Below are 20,079 nucleotides of genomic sequence, written 5' to 3'. Positions count from 1 at the left end.
CGCCGCTAACGTCCGAGCAGCCGCCGCACCTCGTGCACGGCGGCGCGGCCCGCGCGGTTGGCGCCGACGGTGCTGGCCGACGGGCCGTAGCCGACCAGGTGCAGCCGCGGCTCGTCGACCACGCGGGTGCCGTCCATCCGGATGCCGCCGCCCGGCGTGCGCAGGCGCAGCGGCGCGAGGTGGTCGAGGGCGGCGCGGAAACCGGTCGCCCAGAGGATCATGTCGGCGGGCTCGAAGGTGCCGTCCGCCCAGACGACGCCTTCGGGCACCAGCCGCTCGAACATCGGCCTGCGGTCGAGGAAACCGGCCGCACGGGCGGCGCGCACTTCGGGCGTCACCGCCAGGTCGGTCACGCTGACCACACTTTCCGGCGGCAGGCCTTCGCGCACCCGCCGTTCGACCTTCGCGACGGCGTCACGGCCCCAGTCTTCGCTGAACGGCTCCTCGCGCCACACCGGCGGACGGCGCGTGACCCAGGTCGTCGAGCGCGCGACCGGGCCGATTTCCATCAGCAGCTGGACGGCCGACGTCCCACCGCCGACCACCACCACGCGGTGCCCGCGGAACTGCTCCGCGCCGGTGTAGTCGGCCGTGTGCACCTGCCGTCCGGCGAACGTCTCCTGGCCCGGGTAGTGCGGCCAGAACGGCCGGTCCCACGTGCCCGTCGCGCTGATCACGGCGCGCGCGGCCCACGTCTCGGCCGGGCTCTCGACGAGCAGCCGGCCGCCCTCGCGCCGAACCGCCGTGACGTCGACGGGCCGCCGCACGGGCAGCGAGAACGTCTTCTCGAACCGGCCGAAGTACTCGGACACGACTTCACTGGCCGGGCGCGTGATGTCCGGCGTGCCGAACGCCATGCCGGGCAGGTCGTAGATGCCGTGCACCTTGCCCAGCACCAGCGACGGCCAGCGGTACTGCCACGCGCCGCCCGGGCGTTTTCCGTGGTCCAGCACCACAAAACCCGACTCATCGGCGAAACCCGCGCGACGCAGGTGGTAGGCGGCCGAGAGACCGGCCTGCCCGGCCCCGATGACCACCACGTCCGGCTCGTGATCGGCACTCATACAACGTTCAACAACAATGGCGGCCCGGTATTTCGAGCCCAGGCTCACACGGCCACGCGGTTGCGCCCGGCGTCCTTCGCCCGGTACAGCGCGGCGTCGGCGGAGCGCAGCACCTGGTCGAGCGTGGCGCCGGCCGCCGGGTAACAGGCGACGCCGACGGAGACCGAAAGCCCGTCGACCCGGGCGGAACCGGAGACGATCACGGACAGCTCCCCCACCGCGACGCGGACGCGTTCGGCGATGCCCAGCACGTGCGTGTCGCCGGTGGCCGGCAACAGCACCACGAACTCCTCACCGCCGAACCGGCCGACGGTGTCGCTGGTGCGCACCGAATCCTCGATCGCCACGGCGACGGCGGCCAGCACCTCGTCGCCGGTCAAGTGGCCATAGGTGTCGTTGATGCGCTTGAAGTGGTCGAGGTCGATCATCAGCACGGCGAACTCGCTGCCCGGGCCGCGACGGCGCGCGCGGGTGTACTCGCGCGTGGCGAGATCGTGCCAGCCGGCGGTGTTCAGCAGGCCGGTCTTCTCGTCCGTGACCGCGGCGACCTGCAACTGCTGTTTCAGCAGCAGGTAACGGTGCAACAGCAGCAACGGGGCGACCACGAAGACCACCAGCACCGGCTGCGCGACGAGCGCGAGCGCCGCCAGCCCGCCGAGGCACAGGGTGGCCAGCTCGAAGGCGTTGTCCTCCCAGGTGCCGATCAGGTCCGCGGCCGCGCGGCTGGCCGTGTAGAGGTAGATCCCGACGGAGACGAGCGCGACGTTCACCAGCTCGAACACCGCCGCCGCCAGCACCAGCGCGAACACGCCGCGCCAGGTTTCGAGGCCGGCCTGGTTGAGGCCGTCGATCGTGAGTACCGCGGAAGCCGCGAAGCAGGAAAGCATGGCCCACGCCGTGCTGGCCGCGAAGCGATGCGCGGGCCTCGTACGCACGCCTCGCCAGACGCGCAGCCACAGATGCAGGTACAGCACGAGCGCGAGCAACGCGACCCACGCGGGCGGAAGCAGGAAGGCGCCGGCGAGGTACCAGACGGACGTGACGTTGATGTGCGTCTGGCCGCTCATCCACCGGCGCGCCCGCTCGATCCGCCGCGCCATCTCCGCCTGCGCGATGCCGAGCCCGACCAGCACCAGGAACGCCACCGGCTGCACCGGCCCGCCGAACTCGACCACCAGCCCGCCGATGACGGCCACCGTGGTCACCAGCTCGCACCCGACCGCGTACACGATCCAGCGTCTCCGGGCGACGGACCACATCGTCCAGCGGGACGGCCAGCCGGGCCACGCCGAAAGCGTGCCCCGGGAGACGGCTCCCTGCATCGTGACGCCCCCACTGCGAAAAGTCGGCCGGCGAGGTTGCCCAGAGTATCCGTCAGCCCCCGGTCACGTCGCCGACCCGGGGGATTTTCGCGTCAATCTGCCCGGCTGACCCTGCGCGGGGTAGAGCCGCTGGGCAAATCCGGCCTGTTCGGGTGACGGGCGGGGCTCAGCGGCGGCGCAGGAGCCGGATGAGCGCGATGGCGCCGATGAGGACCGCGGCCACCACGGCGACGGGAACCAGGCGCTTGGCGACCGACCGGCCCGCGTACTCCATGAGGTCGATGGCTTCCGCCTCGCCGGTCGCGCCGCCGGCCGGGACGCTGCGGAGGTGGGGCTTGGGCCCGGACGGCGGATTCGCCGGCCGGTCCTGGTGCTCCGGGGCGGCCTCCGCGGCTGCGGGCTGGCCCGGGTGCTCCCCACGGGCGGCCTTCTCGGCGGCGGGCTGGCCCGGGTGCTCCCCCCGGGCGGCCTTCTCCGCGACCTCCGCGGCCGCGGACTCGGCCGCGTCACCGGCGGCCTCGGTTTCCACGGTGTCCAGCGCCTTCGCCAGGTTCCCGGCGAAGGCGTCCAGGATCTTGCCGCTCACCTCGGAGATCAGGCCGCGCCCGAACTGGGCCGGGCGGCCGGTGACGGCCAAGTCGCTGGCGACGGCGCCGTGGGTGCCGCCTTCGGTCTCGGTCAAGGTCAACGTCACCGTCGCGGCCGCGGTGCCGCCCCCGCGGGCGTCCTTGCCGGAAGCCTTGATGACCACCTTGCGAGCGGCCTCGTCCTTCTCGAGGAACTCGCCACTTCCCTTGTACAGCAAGGAGATCGGCCCCAGCTTGACCTTCACCGTGCCCGTGAACGAGTCCCCCTCGACCTTGGTGAGCGCCGCCCCCGGCAAACACGGCGCGACGCGCTCCGGGTCGATGACCGCCTGCCAGACCTCACCGATCGAGGCCGGGACGGTGAATTCGTGGTCGAGCCGCACGGGCCGACCTCCTCTCTGGAGCAACTGGCCGATGAAGCCACCTTACGCACCACCGCCACCACCGGACGGGCAACGACGGCACGTAAAGCGGCCTCACCAGGGCGGATACGGCAGCCGTCACCGGCCCGGGCTGACATCTAACCTTTCAGTCACCGTCACGGCCACTGACATCTAACCTTTCAGTTCGCCCGCCCAGCCACTGACACATCTAACCTTTCAGTCGCCCATCACGGCCGCCGGCGCCCGGCCCATCACACTCAACCGGCGGCCGCTGACATCTAACCTTTCAGTTCGCCCATTCTGACCACTGACATCTAACCTTTCAGTCGCCCGGCAACTGACATCTAACCTTTCAGTCGCCACCGCGGCCGTCGGCGGCCAACCCGTCAACCGCCCACCGCGGCCGTCAACGCCCGGCCCGTCAGGACGCGCGCGAGGTGCTGGCGGTACTCGACGTCGGAGTTGCCGTCCGCGGCCGGGTCGGTGCCGTCGGCGGCGTGGGCCGCTGCGGCGCGGATGGTTTCGGGAGTGGCCGCGGCGCCGAGCAGCGCCCGCTCGACGCCGGTGGCGCGGACCGGGGTCGAGCCCATGTTCGTCAGCGCGACCTTCGCCTCCTCGATCACGCCGCCCTCGGTCCGCACGGTGGCCGCGACCGCGACCATCGACCACGCCTGCGCCACCCGGTTGAACTTCTCGTAATGCGCGCGCCAGCCGGTGTGCTTCGGCACGCGGACCGCCACGAGCAGCTCGTCCGGCGCCAGCGCGGTGGTGAAGTAGTCCTGGAAGAACTCCGCCGCGCCGACGGTCCGCCGCCCGGCCGGGCCCGCGAGCACCAGCTCGCAGTCCAGCGCGAGCACCGGGGCGAGCAGGTCCCCCGCCGGATCGGCGTGCGCGATGGCGCCGCCGAAGGTGCCGCGGTGGCGCACCTGCGGGTCGGCGACGGTGTCGGTGGCCGCCTTGACCAGCGCGGCGTGCTCGGCGACCAGCGCGTCCCGTTGCACGTCGTAGTGCGTGGTCATCGCGCCGATCACCAGCGCGTCGCCGTCCTCGCGGATGCCGCGCAGCTCCGTCACCTTCCCGAGGTCGACGAGCGTGGTCGGCGCGGCCAGCCGCATCCGCAGCACCGGCAGCAGGCTCTGCCCGCCGGCCAGCACCTTGGCGTCCTCGCCCGCTTCGGCGAGCGCCCGCACCGCTTCATCCACTGTGGACGGAGCGACGTACTCGAACGGGGCGGGGATCACAGCGCACCTCCGGAGGCGTCGATCGAGCCGAGGCCGCCGCCGGCCTGATTGCCGGTGCCGCCGGCGTCGGTGGTCCCGTGCTCGATCGCGTGCCACACGCGCATCGGGGTCATGGGCATCTCGATCTCGTCGACGCCGAGGTGGCGGACCGCGTCGATCACCGCGTTGACCACCGCCGGCGTCGAGGCGATCGTGCCGGCCTCGCCGACTCCCTTGGCGCCCAACGGGTTCGTGGTCGACGGTGTCTCGGTGCGGGCCGTGGTGAACGACGGCAGGTCGGCCGCCGACGGCAGCAGGTAGTCGGCGAAGGTGCCGGTGGTGAGCGTGCCGCTCTCGTCGTGCACGGCCTCCTCGAACAGCGCCTGCGCGATGCCCTGCGCGAGCCCGCCGTGCACCTGGCCCTCCACGATCAGCGGATTCACCACCACGCCGACGTCGTCCACGCAGACGTACGAGCGCAGCTTGACCCGGCCGGTTTCAGTGTCCACTTCGGCCGCGCACAGGTGCGTGCCGTGCGGGTAGGAGAAGTTCTCCGGGTCGAACGTGGCGTCGGAATCGAGTGACGGCTCGATTCCGTCGGGCAGGTTGTGCGCGGCGAACACGGTGAAGGCGACGTCCTGGATCGTCGTCGAGGAATCCGTGCCCTTCACGGTGAACTTGCCGCCGGCGAACTCGAGGTCGTCCTCCGAGCACTCCAGCAGGTGCGCCGCGATCGGCTTGGCCTTGGCGACCACCTTCTCCGCGGCCTTGACCACGGCGATGCCGCCGACCACCAGCGAACGCGAGCCGTAGGTGTCCATGCCCTTGTGCGACGACTGCGTGTCGCCGTGCAGGATTTCCACGTCCTCGAACGGCACCCCCAGCTGGTCGGCGACGATCTGGCTCCACGCCGTCTCGTGCCCCTGGCCGTGCGCCGAAGCGCCGGTGGTCACCTCGATCTTGCCGGTGGGCAGCACCCGCATCGACGCGTACTCCCAGCCGCCCGCCGCGTAGTCCAGCGAGCCGAGCAGCCGAGACGGGGCCAGGCCGCACATTTCGGTGAACGTCGAGATGCCGATGCCCAGCTGGACCGGGTCGTTCGCCTCACGCCGCGAAGCCTGCTCGCGGCGCAGGCTGTCGTAACCGAACAGCTCCTTGGCCTTTTCCGTGGCGGCCTCGTAATTGCCCGAGTCGTAGGTCAGCCCCGCCACCGTGGTGAACGGGAACTCCTCGTGCTTGATCCAGTTCTTCTCCCGCAGCTCCAACGGGTCCAGGCCCAGTTCGTCGGCCAGCTCGTCCATGATCCGCTCGATCGCGAACGTCGCCTCCGGCCGTCCGGCGCCGCGGTAGGCGTCGGTGAGCGTGGTCGTGGTGAACACGTTGGTGCAGGCGAAGTGGTACGCCGGGATCTTGTAGATGGCGTTGAACATGAACGCGCCGAGGATCGGCACCCCCGGCCCGACCAGGCCGTTGTACGCGCCGAGCCCGGCCAGCAGCTCGACCTTCAGCCCGGTGACGGTGCCGTCGGCGTTCGCGGCGATGGTGATGTCCTGGATCTGGTCCCGGCCGTGGTGTGCGGCGACCATCGTCTCGGACCGGGATTCGTTCCACTTCACCGGTTTCCTGAGCTTCTGCGCGATGATCAGCGTCATCATCTCTTCGGGCAGCACACCGATCTTGCCACCGAAGCCGCCGCCGACGTCGGGGGCGATCACGCGCAGCTTGTGCTCCGGGATGCCCAGCGTCAGCGCCGACATCACCCGCAGGATGTGCGGCACCTGCGTGGCCGCCCACATGGTGATCTGCGCGCCGGTCGGGTCGACCACACACGCGCGCGGCTCCATGAACGCCGGCACCAGCCGCTGCTGGCGGAACCGGCGTTTGAGCACGATTTCCGACGAGGACAGGGCTTCTTCCACCGATCCGCCGGTGCCCGCTTCGGCGGAGTCGAAGACCCAGAGCGCGTTCTTGTTGGTGCCCAGCTCCTCGTGCACGAGCGGCGCGCCCTCGGCGAGCGCGGCCTCCAGGTCGAGGACCACGGGCAGCTCGTCGTACTCGACGTCGATCTTCTCGAGTGCGTCGTGCGCCTCCGCCGCGGTGCGCGCGACGACCACGGCGACGCCCTCACCGGCGAAGTTCACCTGGTCCGCGGCGAGCACGGGACGGCGCGGCGCCTTCATGTCCGGCGTGATCGGCCACGCGCACGGCATGCCGATCGCGCTCTCGGGGTCGAGGTCACGGCCGGTGTAGACGGCGATGACCCCGGGCTCGCCCTTGGCCGCGGACGTGTCGACGGAGACGATCTTCGCGTGCGCCAGCGGGCTGCGGAGCACGGCGAGGTGCAGCAGGCCGGGCAGCACGATGTTGTCCGTCCAGCGGGTGCGGCCGGTGATCAGCCGCTCGTCTTCCTTGCGGAGACGGGACTTTCCGATTTCGGGCTCGATCGTGGCGGTCATCATTCACCACCCACGCCGACGTGCTTGATGCGCTCGGCCTCGGGCCCGGCACCGGGGCTCATCTTCCGCGCGGCGTCTTGCACGGCGCGCACGATGTTCTGGTAGCCGGTGCAGCGGCAGAGGTTGCCCTCGAGCCCCTCGCGCACGGCTTTCTCGTCCGGATCGGGGTTGTCGGCCAGCAGGTCGATCGACTGCATGATCATGCCGGGGGTGCAGAACCCGCACTGCAGCGCGTGATTGTCGTGGAACGCCTGTTGCACCGGGTGGAGCTGCCCGTCGCGGGCCAGCCCTTCGACGGTGGTGACCTCGTGCCCGTCGGCTTGGACGGCGAGCACGGAGCAGGACTTCACGCTCTGCCCGTCCAGGTGGACGGTGCAGGCCCCGCAGTTGCTGGTGTCGCAGCCGACGACGGTGCCCACTTTCCCGACCCGCTCCCGCAGGTGGTGCACCAGCAGGGTGCGCGGCTCCACGTCATCGGTGTACTCGGTGCCGTCGACAGTGACGGTGATGCGCATCAAAGGCCTCCAAGAGCGGATGCCCGCCTGACCCGGCCGGGCGGCGGGCCGGTTCGGGAACGGCCAAGGCACGACCGTGATCGGCCTCACAGCCGAGCGTGCTACGCCCTTCGCCCGCGGACAAGCCCTGCCATCGCCCGTTCGCGGGGCCGTTCCGCATCTGCATGAGGAATCCCGGGTGGACCGCCGCAGGTGCGGACTTGGCGTCCGGATGATTTTTCCGCCCAGCGGCAAAATCCCGCGTCTCTCCCAGATGGACAGACCTTCAGTTGTGGATGCGCCCCGACAGCGCGGCCAACCGGCGGCCGGTGCCGCTCCAGCGCAACGCGATGATTTCCGCCGCGATGGAGACCGCGGTCTCCTCCGGGGTGCGGGCCCCGAGGTCGAGGCCGATAGGCGAAGACAGCCGCTCCAGCGAGGCCTCGCCGATGCCCGCCTCGCGAAGACGCGCGAAACGGTCGTCGTGGGTCTTGCGGGAGCCCATCGCGCCGACGTAGCCGACGTCCAGGCCCAGCGCGACCTCCAGCAGCGGCACGTCGAACTTGGGGTCGTGGGTGAGGACCGTGATGGCCGTGCGGGCGTCGATGCGCCCGGCCTCGGCCTCCGCCTTGAGGTAGCGGTGCGGCCAGTCGACGACCACCTCGTGCGCGTCCGGGAACCGGCTGCTGGTGGCGAATACCGGCCGCGCGTCGCACACCGTCACCTGGTAACCGAGGTAGGCGCCCATGCGCGCCATCGCCGCGGCGAAGTCGATCGCGCCGAAGACGAGCAGGCGCGGCGGCGGCTCGAACGAGTTGACGAACACGGCCATGCCCTCGCCGCGGCGCTGGCCGTCCGGGCCGTAGTGCAGGGTTCCGGTGCGGCCGGTGGCCAGCAGGCCGCGCGCGTCGTCGACCACGGCGTCGTCCATGCGCGAGGAGCCGAGCGTGCCCGCGACGCGGTCCGGCCACACGATCATGCGCTCGCCCACCAGGCCCCGGCGCTCGTGCTCGATGACCGTGACCACGGCGACCGGCTCCCCGTCCCGCACCGACGCCACGACCTCGGGCAGCTCCGGCATCGACGCGCGGTCCACGTGCTCCACGTAGATGTCGATGATCCCGCCGCAGGTCAAACCCACTGCGAACGCGTCGTCGTCGCTCACGCCGTAGCGCTGCAGCACCGGCTTGCGCTCGGCGACGACCTCCTGGGCCAGCTCGTACACCGCGCCCTCGACGCAGCCGCCGGACACGCTGCCGGCCACCGTGCCGTCGGGGGCCACCACCATCGACGCGCCCGGCTCGCGCGGCGCGGACGAGAACGTGGCCACCACCGTGCCGAGTCCGACTGTTTCGCCCGCCGACCAGCGGCGGTACACGTCGTCCAGTACGTCACGCATGGGCTATCTCCCCGAGCAGTCGTTCCAACGTCGCCAGGCTGTGCCCGGCCAGCAGCCGGTCGATGTGGGGCAGGGCGGCCACAATGCCGGACTGGACCGGAGCGTACCCCTCCCGCCCCGCGTGCGGATTCACCCAGAATACGGCGTGCGCGAGCCGGCGGAGCCGCGCGAGCTGATCCCCGAGCAGGCCCGGGTCGCCGCGCTCCCACCCGTCGGAGAACACCGTGACCACGGCGCGGCGGGCGAATCCGCGCTGGCCCCAGCGGTCGAGGAACACGCGCAGCGTCTCGCCGAGGCGGGTGCCGCCGGCGAAGTCCGGCACCGCCGTGCCCGCCGCGAGCATCGCGAGCTCCGGGTCGCGCTGGCGCAGCTGCCGTGACACGCGTGTCATGCGCGTGCCCAGCGTGAACACTTCGACGCGGGCCGGGTTCGCGCGCGTGAGCACGTGCGCGAACCGCAGCAGCGCGTCGGCGTAGGGGCTCATCGAACCGGACACATCGATGAGCAACACCACCCGGCGCGCCCGTGTTCCCCGGCGGCTGCGGACGAGCCGGACGGGCTCACCGCCGTCGGCCAGCATCGCGCGCAACGTGCGTGACGGATCGAGCCGCCCGTGGTGCGCCGGCGCGCGCCGGGCCGATTTCCGTTGGGGCAGCACGGGATGCAGGGTGGCGAGCAGTTCACGCAGGTGCTCGCGCTCGGCCGTGGTCAGCTCGGCGAGGTCACGGTGACGCAGGACTTCGCGGTCGCTGGCGGCGACGCGCAGGCTGTCGGGACTCTCGCCGCCATCGGTTTCACCGCCGCTCGACGCGATGAGGGGCGCGATGCGCGCGCGTCGCTCCGCCTGGTTCGCGGACCGGCCGCGGGGAGCTGGCTCCACCTCGAACCAGCGGGCGAAGGCCTCCTCGTAACGCGGCAGGTCGTCGGGGTCGGAGCACAGCGTCAGCCGCCCGGCCCAGTACAGCTGGGTCGGCGCGGCGATGTCCACCTCGGCCACGGCCGCGAGGTACGCCTGTACCCGCCGCGCGTCGCAGGCCACCCCGGCTTCGCGCAGCGCCGCCGCGAACCCGGCGTAACCCGCGAGCGGGCCGGCGGTTTCGGTGTCCATCTCCCCATTGTGCCCCGTGTTCAGCGAGCTGAGCGGTCCGCGCCGCCGCCCCTCCCCTGGACGACGGCGCGGACCGCGGCTCCACGCAGCGACCGACCCCAGGTAGCGGGGGTGGGCGCGTAGAGCCTGCGGGAAGTGGTCAGCGGATGACGGGACCAAGCATGACCGGCCGTGCGCGGCCGGGTCAACGCAATTACCGCCGTGCACCTCGTTGAACGAGTATTTCCTTGGGGCACAACAATTCCTGCCGAAACTCGCGGCCGGTCAGGCGAACAAGGCGTCCAGTTTCGCGCGGACCCGGTCGAGGTCTTCGCTGTACTTCAGGACCGCGCCGAGCGTGCGTGCCGCCGCGGCCGCGTCCAGTTCGTCGCGCCCCAGGGCGAGCAGGGCCCGCGCCCAGTCGAGCGATTCCGCCGTTCCCGGTGGTTTCAGCAGTTCCATCGCGCGGAGCCGGTGCACCGCCTCGGCGACCTGCCCGGCCATGGCCTCGCTGACCCCGGGGATCCGGCGGCGGAGGATCCGCACCTCCCGGGGCAGGTCCGGGTGTTCCAGCCAGTGGTAGAGGCAGCGGCGTTTGAGGGCGTCGTGGACCTCGCGGGTGCGGTTGGACGTCAGGACGACCAGGGGCGCGACCTCGGCGCGGATCTCGCCGTACTCCGGGATCGTGACGGTGTATTCGTCGAGGAGCTCGAGGAGGAAGGCCTCGAACTCGTCGTCGGCGCGGTCGATCTCGTCGATGAGCAGGACGCAGGGGGCGGTGGTCAGTGCGCGCAGCAGGGGCCGGGCCAGCAGGAACCGCTCGGTGTAGAGCGACCGCTCAGCCGTCTCGGCATCAAGCCGCCCCCCTTCGGCGGCTTCGAGTGCGCGCAGGTGCAGCAGCTGACGCGGAAAGTCCCACTCGTACAACGCCTGCGCGGCGTCGATGCCCTCGTGGCACTGCAAACGCACCAGCGGCAGGTCGAGCGCGCTGGACAGCGCCAGCGCCAGCGCCGTCTTGCCAGTGCCCGGCTCGCCCTCGCAGAACAACGGCCGTTGCAGCCGCATCGCCAGGAACCCAGCCGTCGCCAGCCCCTCATCGGCAAGGTAGCCAACGCCGTCGAGCGCCACCGCGAGGTCTTCCGGAGACTCCGTCACAGTGCCGATGGTAGGGCGCTCGGGCGGGGATGCGCTGATCGCCGTTCGGCCGGAGGCGCGGTTGCGGCGAGACTTCGCCGATTGCGGCAGGTCTTCGCCGGTCGCGACCGGCCCTCGGCGTTTCCGGGCGTCCTCGCCGGTTGGCGCGGTGGCCGGTTCGCCGCGGTGTTTTAGCCGCCCAGGTCGGCGCGGTGGTCGACATCCCGGCCACTGCCGAGGTCGCCGCACTCGATCAGGCGCAGGTCGGCGCGGGTGGCCAGCCAGTCGCGGGCACCGCGGTCCCCTCGGGCGGAGCCGGCGATCTCGGCCCACCACCGACGGCCCAGCAGCACGGGGTGACCGGGCACCCCGTCGTACGCGGCGCGCGCGACGACGTCCTCGGTAGCGCCAGCCGCCACCCGCGCGATCACGTCGGTGCCCACCCACGGCAGGTCGACGAGGTGCACCAGGGCAGCTTCGGGCCCTTCGACGTCGCCGAGTGCGGTAAGGCCCGCCCGCAGCGAAGCGCCCATACCGCCTTCCCAGCCTTCGGCGTAAACGGCGAGCGCGGGATCAGGCAGCAACGCCCGGACCTCCCCGGCCGCCGCACCGACGACCACCCGGACCGGCGCACACCCCGCCTCGATGAGCGTGCGCAACGCCCGCCGGACCAGCGGCTCACCGTCCAGCTCGGCCAACGCCTTCGGCCCGCCGAACCGCCGTCCGGCCCCGGCCGCCAGCAGCAACCCGGCCACCCGCGGCCCAGGTCCACCGGACCCGGCACCCCGCTGACCGGCAGCAGCTCGCGGCCCGAACCCGGCAGCGGGCGGGGCATGGGCGGCGGGCGGCTCGGGGGCACCGCAGTCAGCCACGGGCGGCCTTGGTCGGGCCGGCGGAGGAGAGGTCGTCCGAGATGGCTGCCGCCGTGGCGAGCAGCGGTGGGACCAGGTCGGCGCGGACGGCCTCCGCTGTGGTGCGGCTGGCGTGGGTGGAGAGGTTCACGGCGGCGACGACCCGGCCGTCGCTGCCGCGGATCGGGGCGGCGACCGAGCGCAGGCCCTCCTCCAGTTCCTGGTCGACCATCGCCCAGCCCTGCTCGGCCACCCGGGCCAGTTCGGCCTTCAGCAGGCCGCGGTCGGTCAGGGTGTGGTCGGTGAGACGGTCGAGGTCCGCGACGATGAAGTACGCCGCCAGCTCGTCCCGGCTCATGTCCGCGAGCAGCACGTGGCCCATCGACGTGGCGTACGCCGGGAAACGCGTGCCCACGTTGATGCTCACGGTCATGATCCGCGACACCGCGACACGCGCGATGTACACGATGTCCGGGACTTCGAGCACCGACACCGAACTGGACTCCCGCACCGCCGCCGAGAGCCGCTCCAGGTGCGGCTGCGCCACCTCCGACAACGACAGGCTCGACAGATACGCGTAACCCAGGGCCAGCACCCGCGCGGTGAGCGTGAAGTACTTGCCGTCCGTGCGGACATAACCGAGGTCGACGAGGGTGAGCAGGAACCGCCGCGCCGCCGCGCGGGTCAGGCCCGTGGCGCGCGCGACCTCGCTGAGCGTGGGGTGCGGCGCTTCCGCGCTGAAGGCCCTGATCACCGCCAGTCCCCGCTCCAGCGACTGCACGTGGTGTGCGCCGCGTTCGGCCGGTTCGCCCTCGTCCATGCCCGGAACCCTATCCGCCTCCGGGTGGCTGGGCCGTCGGCTCACCCAGTTCGGCCAGCGTGCGCTGGGCGATCGCGATGGCCGTGTTCGCCGCCGGCACCCCCGCGTAGACCGCGGTGTGCAGCAGCACCTCGCCGATCTCGTCCGCGGTCAGTCCGTTTCGGACGGCCGCGCGGACGTGCATGGCCAGCTCGTCGTGGCAGTGCAGCGCGGTGAGCGTGGCGAGCGTGATGCAGCTGCGCGTGCGCCGGTCCAGGCCCTCGCGCGTCCACGCCGAGCCCCACGCGGCCTCGGTGATGTATTCCTGGAACGGGCGGCTGAACTCCGTGGTGCGCGCGACTGCCCGGTCGACGTGCTCGTCGCCCAGCACCTCGCGGCGCACCCTCATGCCCGCCTCGTAACGCTCGCCGGTCACTCGTCCTCCGTGGTGATGTGCTCCAGGATCAGCCGCGTGAACTCCGCCGGCTGCTCGTAACTGCCCAGATGCGCCGCCGACGCGACCACCTCGAACCGCGCGCCCGGCACCCCTTCGGCGATGAGCCGGCCGTGCGGCTCCGGCGGCGTCGCCGGGTCCTCGGCCCCCGAGATGACCAGCGTCGGCGCGCTGATCTTCGGCAGCCCGCCGAGCAGGTCCATCCGCTCGATGACGCCGCAGCAGGCCGCGTAACCCTCGCTCGGGGTGGCCGCGATCATGCCGCGCAGGAATGTGACTTCATCCGGGTTTGCCTGCGCGTACGCCGGAGTGAGCCACCGCCCGACGCCCGCCTCGGCGACAGAGCCGGTGCCCTCCGCCCGGACGTTCGCCGCCCGGTCCGCCCACATCTCGGGCGGCCCCAGTTTCGCCGACGTGCAGCACAACGTCAGGCTCGCGACCCGCTCCGGCGCGTGGATGCCCGTCCACATGCCGGTCATCCCGCCGAGCGAAAGGCCGACCAGATGCGCGCGCTGCACGCCGGCTTCGTCCAGCAACGCCAACAGGTCCGCCCCCAGGTCGTCCAGCTCGTACGGTCCTGGCGGCACCGGCGACGCGCCGTGACCGCGGGTGTCGTACCGGATCACCCGGAACCCGCGCGCCACGAGCGGGGCCACCTGCGGCGCCCACATCCGGTGGTCGCTGCCGATGGAGTTGCCGAACACCACCACCGGACCGTCGACGGGGCCTTCGGCCACCCGGTGCACCTGGACCGCGGACACGCCATTACCTCCATTGTGGACATTCACCGGGGCGGTCACACCGCGAAGAAGACTGTCTCGCCTTCGCCCTGCAGCCGCACGTCGAACCGGTAGCCGTTCTCGGCCTTCGCCGCGACCAGTGTGGTCCGCCGCTCCTCCGGCACGCTCGCCAGCACCGCGTCACCCGAGTTGTCCTGACCCTCGAAGTAGATGCGGGTGACGACGCGGCTCAGCATGCCGCGCGCGAACACCGAAACGTCGATGTGCCGGGCCTGGTCGCCGCCGTCCGCGGACGGCACGATGCCCGGCAGCAGCGTGAGGATCCCGTACTCGCCGCGCTCGTCGGTCGGGCAGCGGCCGAAGCCGCGGAACCCGGACCCGCCGCGGCCGCGCGGGTCGTCCGGATGGTCGAACCGCCCGGCCGGATCGGCCTGCCAGGTTTCGATCATCGCGTCCGGCACCGGCGCGCCCTCCCCGTCGAACACCTGGCCGCGGATCCACACCGCGCCTTCCGTGCCCTCCGGAACGACGAACGGCCCGTCCTCCCACGGCAGCCCGATCGACAGGTACGGCCCGACGGTCTGCGACGGCGTGCTCCCCAACCGGCCCATTAGTCCTCGTCCTCCTCGTCCTCGAACACGGACTGCTCGCGCCCGCGGACCACGATGTCGAACTGGAAGGCCAGCGCCCACTGCTCCTCGGTGCGCTCGAGGTCGAAGCGGGAGATCATGCGACGGCGGGCCTTCTCGTCCGGGATGGAGTTGAAGATCGGGTCCTGGCCGAACAACGGGTCGTCCGGAAAGTACATCTGGGTGACCAGCCGCTGCGTGAAAGCCGCGCCGAACACCGAAAAGTGGATGTGCGCGGGCCGCCACGCGTTGTCGTGGTTCTTCCACGGGTACGCGCCCGGCTTGATGGTGGTGAATTCGTACCGCCCGTCGCCATCGGTCAGCGCCCGGCCGAGCCCGTCGAAGTTCGGGTCGAGCGGGGACGGCCAGCGGTCGCCGGTGTGCCGGTAGCGCCCGCCCGCGTTGGCCTGCCAGATCTCCACGAGCGAGTCGCGGATCGGGCGGCCGTCGCCGTCGAGCAGCCGTCCGGTGACGATGATCCGCTGCCCCTGCGGCTCACCGGAATGCTGCCGGGTGAGGTCGTTGTCGTGCTCGCCGAGCCGGCCGGGGCCGAGCAGCGGGCCCGTCACCTCGGTGAGCATCTGCGGCAGCAGCACCAGCGGCTGGGCCGGGTGGCGCAGTTTGGTGGAGCGATAGCCCGCGAAGTCCATCGGCGGGTGCGTGCCCTCGGGGTCCTGCCGGTAGCGCGGCAGGCGGAGCCCGGTTGGTGTGGCCACGTTTTCCTCCCTGGTCTGCTTACTGGCGCTCGAGGACGATGGCGAGGCCCTGCCCGACCCCGATGCAGATCGCGGCCAGTCCCCACCGGCCGCCGGTGCGGCGGAGCTGGTGGGCGAGGGTGCCGATGATCCGGCCGCCGGACGCGCCGAGCGGGTGGCCGATCGCGATGGCGCCGCCGTTGACGTTCACGATCTCCGGGTCGAGCTTGGACCACTCCTTGAGGCAGGCCAGCGACTGCGCGGCGAAGGCCTCGTTCAGCTCCACCGCGGCGAGGTCGCCCCAGTCGATGCCGGCTCGGGCCAGCGCGATCTCGGCGGCTCGCACCGGGCCGATGCCGAACACGTCCGGGTCGACGCCCGCGGCCCCGCGGCCGGCGATCCGGGCCAGCGGCGCCCGGCCCAGCCGTTCGGCCGCGGCCGAGTCGCCGAGCAGCAGCGCCGACGCGCCGTCGTTGAGCGGCGACGCGTTGCCCGCGGTGACCGTGCCGTTTTCCTTGCGGAACACCGTCTTCAGCTTCGCGAGCTTCTCCGGGCTGGAATCGGGCCGGATGCCCTCGTCACGGGTCAGCTCGACCCCGTCCACCGGCACCACGTGATCGTCGTAGAAGCCCTCGTCCCACGCACGGGCCGCGTTCACGTGGCTGCGCGCGGCGAAGGCGTCTTGCTCCTCGCGGCTGATGCCGTAGCGCTCGGCGAGCAGCTCGGTGGACTCGCCGAGGGAGACGGTCCACTGCGACGGCATCGCCGGGTTGACCATCCGCCAGCCGAGGGCGGTGTTGTACAGCGTCTGGTTGCCGGCCGGGAAAGCCTTGTCCGGCTTGGGCATCACCAGCGGCGAGCGGCTCATCGACTCCACCCCGCCCGCCACGACCAGCGACGCGTCACCGACCTGGATCGCCCGGCTCGCCTGCATGGCCGCCTCGACCCCGGAGCCGCACAGCCGGTTCACGGTGGCGCCGGGCACCGACGTCGGCCAGCCCGCGAGCAGGGCGGCCATGCGCGCCACGTTCCGGTTGTCCTCGCCGGCGCCGTTCGCGTCGCCGAGGACCACTTCGTCCACAGTGGACGGGTCGAGCCCGTTGCGCTCCCCTAGCGCGCGCAGCACGCCCGCGGCGAGGTCGTCGGGACGCACCCCGGACAGAGCGCCGCCGTAGCGCCCGAAGGGGGTGCGGATCGCGTCGAGTAGGTAAGCGTCGCTCATTCGCCGGCCTTCTTCAGTTCGCGGAGCAGGGTCAGTTCGTGCTCGGTGGGCGCGGGCGTGGTCTTGAGGTCCGCGGCCACCTTCAGTGTCCACCCGGTCGAGGAGACGGCTTGCTCCAGCTGTACCCCGGGGTGCAGCTCGGTGAGCGTGAGCTCGGCGGTCTCCGGATCGGGCCGCAGCAGGCCCAGGTCGGTGACGACCAGGGTCGGGCCCGCCCCGCGCAGGCCGAGCCGCTCGCGGTCGCCTTTGCCGCTGCCGTGCCCGAAGGACGTCACGAAGTCGACCTTCTCCACGAACGCGCGGGAGTTCTGCCGCAGCACCACGAACACCTCCCGGCAGGACGCCGCGATCTCCGGCGCGCCGCCCGCGCCGGGCAGGCGGACCTTCGGATCGTGGTAGTCGGAGCCGATGACCGTGGTGTTGATGTTGCCGAACTTGTCCAGCTGCGCGGCGCCGAGGAAGCCGACGTCGATCCGGCCGGGCTGGAGCCAGTAGTTGAACACCTCGGGCACGCTGACCACCGCGTCGGCCGTGTCGGCCAGCTCGCCGTCGCCGATCGACAGCGGCAGCCGGGAGGGCTTGGCGCCGAGGCAGCCGGACTCGTAGATCAGCGTGAGGTTCGGCGCGTGCGTGCGGCGTGCGAGGTTGGCCGCGGTGCTGGGCAGGCCGATGCCCACGAAGCAGGACATGCCTTCGCCGAGCGCCCGCGCGGCGGCGACGCTCATCATCTCGTCGGCGGTGCACTCGCTCACGCCTTGACCCCCGTCAGATCGTTCAGCCACTTCGTGAACTCCCCGCGGTCGCGGCCGATCTCGTCCCAGGCCTGGTAAGCGGCGTTGTCCCGCTCGTAGTAGCCCGCGGCGTACGAAGGCTTCGCGCCGCCCGGCACCTCGGCGACGGCGGTGACGGCCCAGCTGGGCAGCACCACCGCGCCCGGCCGGGGTTCCAGCTCGTCGACGACCTCCTCGACGGTGACCAGCGAGCGCTTCGCCGCCAGCACCGCCTCCTTCTGCACGCCCGCGATCCCCCACAGCTGAACGTTTCCGGCCCGGTCGGCCCGCTGCGCGTGGATGATCGTGACGTCCGGGTTCAACGCGGGCACGGCGGTCAGCTGCTCGCCGGTGAACGGGCAGGTGATCGGTTTGATGGTGTCGGTCTGCGCCGGCAGGTCGGTGCCGGTGTACCCGCGCAGCACGGCGAACGGCAGCCCGGAAGCGCCCGCGACGTAGCGGTTGGCCATGCCCGCGTGGCTGTGCTCCTCGATCTCCAGCGGCACCGGCCAGGAGTGCTGCACGGCATCACGGAACCGGTGCAGCGAGCCGACTCCCGGGTTGCCGCCCCAGGAGAAGATCAGCTTGCTCGCGCAGCCGGCGCCGATCAGCTGGTCGTAGACGATGTCCGGGGTCATCCGCACCAGGGTGAGCCCCCGGCGGCCCTGCCGGATGATCTCGTGCCCGGCCACGACCGGGATGAGGTGCGTGAAGCCCTCGAGCGCGACGGTGTCCCCGTCGTGCACCAGCTCGGCGACCGCCTCGCCGAGCGACAGCACCCTTGCCATTGAGTCCCCTCATCCCGTTGTTCGCAGTGCTTGTTCGCATTGCGCACATCCGTTCTTGATGAGAACATAGCACGACGGAACGACCCGAGGCGAGTGTCCGATCGGGTGGGACTCACCGGCCGGGCGTTACTCCTTCAGGCCGCTGGCCGCGATGCCGCGCACGATGAACCGTTGCGCCACCAGGAACATCGCGACCAGCGGCGCGATCGTCACCAGTGCCCCGGCGAACAGCGCGGGCAGGTTGATCGTCTGCGCGGTGAGGAAAGTGGACAGCGCGATCTGGGCCGTCCACGAAGACGGGTCCTGCCCGATCACCAGTGGCCACAGGAAGGAGTTCCAGCTCTCGATGAACATCAGCGCGCCCAGCGAGGCGATCATGCTGCCCGAGTTGGGCAGGACCAGCCGGCGGTAGACGCCGAGGTAGCCGAGGCCGTCGAGGCGGCCCGCCTCTTCGATCTCCGCGGGGAAGCGCAGGTAGAAATTGCGGAACAGGATCACCGTGAACGCGCTGAACAGGTTCGGCGCGATGATGCCCCAGGTGGTGTTCACCCCGCCCATGGCGCCGACCACGACGAACGTCGGCACGAACGTCACCGACTGCGGGATCATCAGCGTCACCAGCACGTAGGTGAACACCGCGCGGCGTCCGGGCACGTCGATCCGCGCCAGCGCGTAGCCCGCCATCGAGCCGAACATCGTGCCGACCGGGGCGGTGATCACGGCGATCACCAGCGAGTTCAGCAGCGCGTGGCCCATCGGCACCGAGGGGTCCGCGAACAGGTCGTGGAAGTTGACCCAGGACAGCGGGTCCGGCAGCCACGACCAGTCCGGCGAAGACACCTGCGGACGGGTCATCAGGGCGTTGCGCACCATGATGTAGAAGGGCGTCAGGAAGACCAGCACCAGCACGCCGGCCAGCACGTACTTCGGCGCCCGGCCCCAGCCCCGCCGGCCGGGACCGGCCGGGCGGACGGGGGCCGGGGGCGCTTCGGGGGTGAGCACGGCCATGTCAGTCCTTCTTCCCGAAGCCCACGAACTTCCCTTGCAGCAACGTGATCACCACGATGATCAGGGTCAGCAGGAACGCGCCCGCGGAGCCGACGCCGTAGTTCTGGTCGCCCAGTGCCGAGTCGTAGAGGTACACCAGCGGCGGCTTCACCGGTGCCGTCGCCGTACCCGAAAGCCCGGTGCCGAACAGGTTGTAGAACTCGTCGAAGGCCTGGAACGCGGCGATCAGGATGAGCAGCAGCACGGCCACGGAGGTGTTCCGCAGCTGCGGCAGCGTGATGTAGCGGAAGGCCTGCCACTTGGTGGTGCCGTCCAGCTCACCCGCTTCGTACAGCGACGGCGAGATCGCCTGCAGCCCGGCGAGGAACAGGATCATGTACAGCCCGACCTGCAGCCACAGCCGCAGCGTCACCACCGCGACCCAGTACACCGGCGGGCTCGTCTCCGACAGCCACGGAACCGGGTCGGCGCCGAACAGCCCGCCGATCACGTTCGCGACCCCCGAGGGGAGGCCGTTGAACAGCGCCATCTTCCACACCAGCGCGGCGACCACGTACGACACCGCGCCCGGGATCAGGAACACCGTGCGGAAGAACGCCCGGCCGCGGCGGATCGCGTTCACGAGCACCGCCAGCGCGAGCGACGCGACGAACGTGACCGGCACGATGAACACCGTGAACAGCGCGATGACCAGCAGCGAGTCGCGGAAGGCGGAGTCGCCGAGCAGGAACGCGTAGTTGTCGAAGCCGATCCAGTGCCCGAGCGAGATCGTGCCGCGCGCGTCGTTGAACGACAGCAGGAAGCTCCACGCGATCGCCACGTACTTGAACACGCCGAGCCCGATCACCACCGGTGCCGTGAGCACCGTGAACGCGCCGACCGCGCGCCAGTCCACCTTGCGGCGGCGCCGTTTCGCCGGTGCCGCCGACGCTCGGGGCCGCGGCGGCACCGTGGTCGCCGGAGAGGAGACAGCCATG

Annotated in this window: 20 protein-coding genes; all 20 read right to left on the bottom strand. The window is 71.5% G+C overall.

Annotation, left to right across the window (positions count from 1 at the left end; genetic code table 11):
• Window positions 1–5: 5 nt before the first annotated feature.
• The gene (locus tag BMY97_RS30730; protein ID WP_091623488.1) at window positions 6–1,064 is read right to left on the bottom strand and encodes an NAD(P)-binding domain-containing protein; all 1,059 of its coding nucleotides are present in this window, start codon (window positions 1,062–1,064) and stop codon (window positions 6–8) included.
• 44 nt (window positions 1,065–1,108) lie between these two features.
• A complete protein-coding gene (locus BMY97_RS30725; RefSeq protein WP_091623485.1) occupies window positions 1,109–2,323 on the bottom strand; it encodes a GGDEF domain-containing protein in 1,215 nt (404 codons plus the stop codon).
• 229 nt (window positions 2,324–2,552) lie between these two features.
• Window positions 2,553–3,356, bottom strand: coding sequence for an SRPBCC family protein (locus BMY97_RS30720; protein WP_091623482.1), 804 nt, complete (start codon window positions 3,354–3,356; stop codon window positions 2,553–2,555).
• Window positions 3,357–3,742: 386 nt separating this feature from the next.
• Window positions 3,743–4,597 carry an FAD binding domain-containing protein gene (locus BMY97_RS30715; RefSeq protein ID WP_091623479.1) on the bottom strand — a complete coding sequence of 285 codons (855 nt, stop codon included), beginning with the start codon at window positions 4,595–4,597 and terminating at the stop codon, window positions 3,743–3,745.
• A complete protein-coding gene (locus tag BMY97_RS30710) occupies window positions 4,594–7,032 on the bottom strand; it encodes a xanthine dehydrogenase family protein molybdopterin-binding subunit (RefSeq protein ID WP_091623476.1) in 2,439 nt (812 codons plus the stop codon). The genes BMY97_RS30715 and BMY97_RS30710 overlap by 4 nt, the downstream gene beginning before the upstream one ends.
• Window positions 7,032–7,547: a (2Fe-2S)-binding protein gene (locus tag BMY97_RS30705; RefSeq protein ID WP_091623473.1), complete on the bottom strand. Its 516-nt coding sequence runs from the start codon at window positions 7,545–7,547 to the stop codon at window positions 7,032–7,034. The genes BMY97_RS30710 and BMY97_RS30705 overlap by 1 nt, the downstream gene beginning before the upstream one ends.
• Before the next feature lie 265 nt (window positions 7,548–7,812).
• Window positions 7,813–8,925: an XdhC family protein gene (locus BMY97_RS30700; protein WP_091623470.1), complete on the bottom strand. Its 1,113-nt coding sequence runs from the start codon at window positions 8,923–8,925 to the stop codon at window positions 7,813–7,815.
• The gene (locus BMY97_RS30695) at window positions 8,918–10,033 is read right to left on the bottom strand and encodes a vWA domain-containing protein (RefSeq protein ID WP_091623468.1); all 1,116 of its coding nucleotides are present in this window, start codon (window positions 10,031–10,033) and stop codon (window positions 8,918–8,920) included. The genes BMY97_RS30700 and BMY97_RS30695 overlap by 8 nt, the downstream gene beginning before the upstream one ends.
• Window positions 10,034–10,297: 264 nt before the next feature.
• Window positions 10,298–11,167: an AAA family ATPase gene (locus tag BMY97_RS30690; RefSeq protein ID WP_091623465.1), complete on the bottom strand. Its 870-nt coding sequence runs from the start codon at window positions 11,165–11,167 to the stop codon at window positions 10,298–10,300.
• Between the two features lie 170 nt (window positions 11,168–11,337).
• Window positions 11,338–11,901: a nucleotidyltransferase family protein gene (locus BMY97_RS30685; protein ID WP_091623463.1), complete on the bottom strand. Its 564-nt coding sequence runs from the start codon at window positions 11,899–11,901 to the stop codon at window positions 11,338–11,340.
• 109 nt (window positions 11,902–12,010) lie between these two features.
• Entirely contained in the window at window positions 12,011–12,817 is an 807-nt protein-coding gene (locus tag BMY97_RS30680) for an IclR family transcriptional regulator domain-containing protein (RefSeq protein ID WP_091623460.1), read from the bottom strand.
• A gap of 10 nt (window positions 12,818–12,827) precedes the next feature.
• Entirely contained in the window at window positions 12,828–13,232 is a 405-nt protein-coding gene (pcaC, locus tag BMY97_RS30675) for a 4-carboxymuconolactone decarboxylase (RefSeq protein ID WP_177231618.1), read from the bottom strand.
• Window positions 13,229–14,011, bottom strand: coding sequence for a 3-oxoadipate enol-lactonase (gene pcaD / locus BMY97_RS30670; RefSeq protein WP_091623457.1), 783 nt, complete (start codon window positions 14,009–14,011; stop codon window positions 13,229–13,231). The genes pcaC and pcaD overlap by 4 nt, the downstream gene beginning before the upstream one ends.
• Window positions 14,012–14,046: 35 nt before the next feature.
• Window positions 14,047–14,601: a protocatechuate 3,4-dioxygenase subunit alpha gene (gene pcaG, locus BMY97_RS30665; RefSeq protein ID WP_091623454.1), complete on the bottom strand. Its 555-nt coding sequence runs from the start codon at window positions 14,599–14,601 to the stop codon at window positions 14,047–14,049.
• Window positions 14,601–15,335, bottom strand: a complete 735-nt coding sequence (gene pcaH / locus BMY97_RS30660; protein ID WP_091623452.1) for a protocatechuate 3,4-dioxygenase subunit beta — start codon at window positions 15,333–15,335, stop codon at window positions 14,601–14,603. The genes pcaG and pcaH overlap by 1 nt, the downstream gene beginning before the upstream one ends.
• Window positions 15,336–15,354: 19 nt before the next feature.
• Window positions 15,355–16,536, bottom strand: a complete 1,182-nt coding sequence (locus tag BMY97_RS30655; protein ID WP_091623449.1) for a thiolase family protein — start codon at window positions 16,534–16,536, stop codon at window positions 15,355–15,357.
• Window positions 16,533–17,288, bottom strand: coding sequence for a CoA-transferase subunit beta (locus BMY97_RS30650; protein WP_177231617.1), 756 nt, complete (start codon window positions 17,286–17,288; stop codon window positions 16,533–16,535). The genes BMY97_RS30655 and BMY97_RS30650 overlap by 4 nt, the downstream gene beginning before the upstream one ends.
• On the bottom strand, window positions 17,285–18,094 hold the full coding sequence (locus BMY97_RS30645) for a CoA transferase subunit A (RefSeq protein WP_091623446.1): 810 nt from the start codon (window positions 18,092–18,094) through the stop codon (window positions 17,285–17,287). The genes BMY97_RS30650 and BMY97_RS30645 overlap by 4 nt, the downstream gene beginning before the upstream one ends.
• Window positions 18,095–18,220: 126 nt before the next feature.
• On the bottom strand, window positions 18,221–19,102 hold the full coding sequence (locus BMY97_RS30640) for a carbohydrate ABC transporter permease (RefSeq protein ID WP_245787586.1): 882 nt from the start codon (window positions 19,100–19,102) through the stop codon (window positions 18,221–18,223).
• A gap of 1 nt (window position 19,103) precedes the next feature.
• Entirely contained in the window at window positions 19,104–20,078 is a 975-nt protein-coding gene (locus BMY97_RS30635) for a carbohydrate ABC transporter permease (RefSeq protein ID WP_091623444.1), read from the bottom strand.
• Window position 20,079 lies beyond the last annotated feature (1 nt).

Source organism: Amycolatopsis saalfeldensis (genome assembly GCF_900110575.1).
GTDB classification, from domain to species: domain Bacteria; phylum Actinomycetota; class Actinomycetes; order Mycobacteriales; family Pseudonocardiaceae; genus Amycolatopsis; species Amycolatopsis saalfeldensis.
Note: the sequence above shows the minus strand (reverse complement) of the source record. Positions and strands in the feature narration are given on the sequence as shown.